Here is a 1,897-nt window from a genome sequence, read left to right on the forward strand (position 1 = left end):
ATTCCGCACGCGAGCTGCCGCGTGAACCCACTACGCCCTGGATCCTCGGGCTCAATGCCCTGCTGGTGGCGGCGTGGCTCGGAGTGCTGGTCTGGCAGGTCGCGGTGCTGCCCGAGCAGGCGCCCACCCGGTTCGATGTCGGGGGCGAGCCGACGCAGTGGTCGTCGCGGACCTGGACCCTGGGGTACTCGCTGCTGCTGCCCCTGGTCGCCGCGTTGCCGCTGCCGTTGCTGTCCCTGCTCGCGCTGCGCCGGCCCGAGATGCTGAGCGTGCCGAACCGTGATTGGTGGACGGCGACTGGCCCGCGGATCCGGCGCTTCGAGCGGCTGCTGCGCGAGGACCTGTGGCTGATCACCGCGCTGATGATGATGCTGTTCGTCAGTATCCAGGTGGTCATCACGCAGGCCTCGGCCACGCCGGGGCAATCGCTGCCGGGCTGGCTGCTGGCAGTGCCGACGGTGGTGTTTCTGATGTTGCTGGGCGCGCTCATGGTCCGTATGTTCGGCGGCCGCTACGCCGAGCAGCCCGACCTGGACGGGTAGTACCTCAGCCGGACACCTCCACGCCGTCGCGCCATCCAGCCTTTCCGGATTAGACGGACCAGTCGACCGCGGGAGATAGGAGTTGCTCGACCAACGACCGGGATAGTTAACTGACTGGTCAACCTGCTGTGAGAAAGTGGCGTGCATGACCATCAGTGAGGCTGTTGCCGAGGCTCGCGAGTTGCCGCGCGAACCCACTGCGCCCTGGATCCTGGCCATCGTGGCCATATTGACAGTCACCTGGCTTGGCGTGATCGTCTGGCAGATCGTGGTGTTGCCCGAGTCGGTGGCCACTCATTTCGACTCGTCTGGGCAAGCCGATGGCTGGATGAGCAAGCCCGGGGCGATTGCCACGGCATTGTTGATTCCACTGATCGTGGTGTTCCCGATGCCACTTCTGTCACGAATCGCGTTGCGGTGGCCGTCCCTCATCAATTCGCCCAATCGCGACTGGTGGATGGCTACAGCGCCACGGTTGAGTCGGTATGAGCGTCTTATGCGTGAGGACCTGTGGCTGATTGCCGCAGCGACGTTGGCCGTGCTGGTGATGGCGAACGTGGGGATCACGCAGGCCGCGATCACGAGCGGCGACGGGGTGTCTTCGGTCTACATGTGGGGCACGCTCGTGGTCCTGGCGGTGGGCATCGGTGCGGTGATCGTGCGGATGCTGAGCGGCCGCTACACGGAGCAGGCCGACCTCGACTGACCGCACCGCGCCGCGCCAGACCGCACTGCGCCGCGCCATTCAGCACCGCGCCAGACCACCGCACCCCGCTCCGAAGACTTTTCCCGACCACGCTCACACGCCTCCGCGCTGCGCCTATACCCTCGATTTCGCCCGCCGCACGAGATCCGTTCGACCACTGCGGCGTGGCCTGTGGCCTGCGAAGACGTCGTCGCGCGAGCGGTCTGCGGCCCTACATGTGGATGGTCGTCACCTCTGTACACAGGCTTCCCTCGCCGGGCCGGATCCGCTTCGCGATACCCCTAGCGTGATCTCCCGAGCGGCCCGGTGGTGCGGGCCGGGAGGGGAGCGGGGCGATGACAGATCAGGGGAGCGCGAGGTCGTGGCAGGTGCCGGCCTCGTGGGGCGAGGCGGAAACGCGGCACGGGCTGGGTGACGCGTCGGCACTGTCTTTCGGGCAGGACGTGATCGACGGCTACGCACGGCAGGTCCGTGTGGCGGGACAGGAGTGCGCCGAGCAGGCGTCGGAGCTGGTCGAGGCGCTTGAGGAGGCGTCGGCGGCGGCGTCGGGGATGTCGGCGGTGCTGGCGAGCGCGGTGCCGGGCGGGCTGATGTCCGGGCCGGCGCTGACCGAATGCGCCGCACTGCTCGCGCGGCGGGCGAGCGACTG

3 protein-coding genes are annotated in these 1,897 nt (G+C 67.9%); all 3 read left to right on the forward strand.

The features are described from left to right. On the forward strand, positions 1-542 hold a 542-nt coding region (locus tag G6016_RS16745), incomplete at its 5' end, for a DUF1648 domain-containing protein (RefSeq protein ID WP_182633723.1). A 145-nt stretch (positions 543-687) separates the two neighbouring features. Beyond that, positions 688-1,248: a DUF1648 domain-containing protein gene (locus tag G6016_RS16750; protein WP_182633724.1), complete on the forward strand. Its 561-nt coding sequence runs from the start codon at positions 688-690 to the stop codon at positions 1,246-1,248. A gap of 335 nt (positions 1,249-1,583) precedes the next feature. Continuing rightward, the coding region (locus G6016_RS16755; RefSeq protein WP_182633725.1) for a hypothetical protein at positions 1,584-1,897 on the forward strand (314 nt) is incomplete at its 3' end.

It is taken from the genome of Dietzia aerolata, from assembly GCF_014144865.1.
Lineage (GTDB): Bacteria > Actinomycetota > Actinomycetes > Mycobacteriales > Mycobacteriaceae > Dietzia > Dietzia aerolata.

What these genes read in the sequence shown, in the direction of transcription:
- G6016_RS16750 (WP_182633724.1), top strand. Translation starts at nt 688, where the DNA reads ATGACCATCAGTGAGGCTGTTGCCGAGGCTCGCGAGTTGCCGCGCGAA.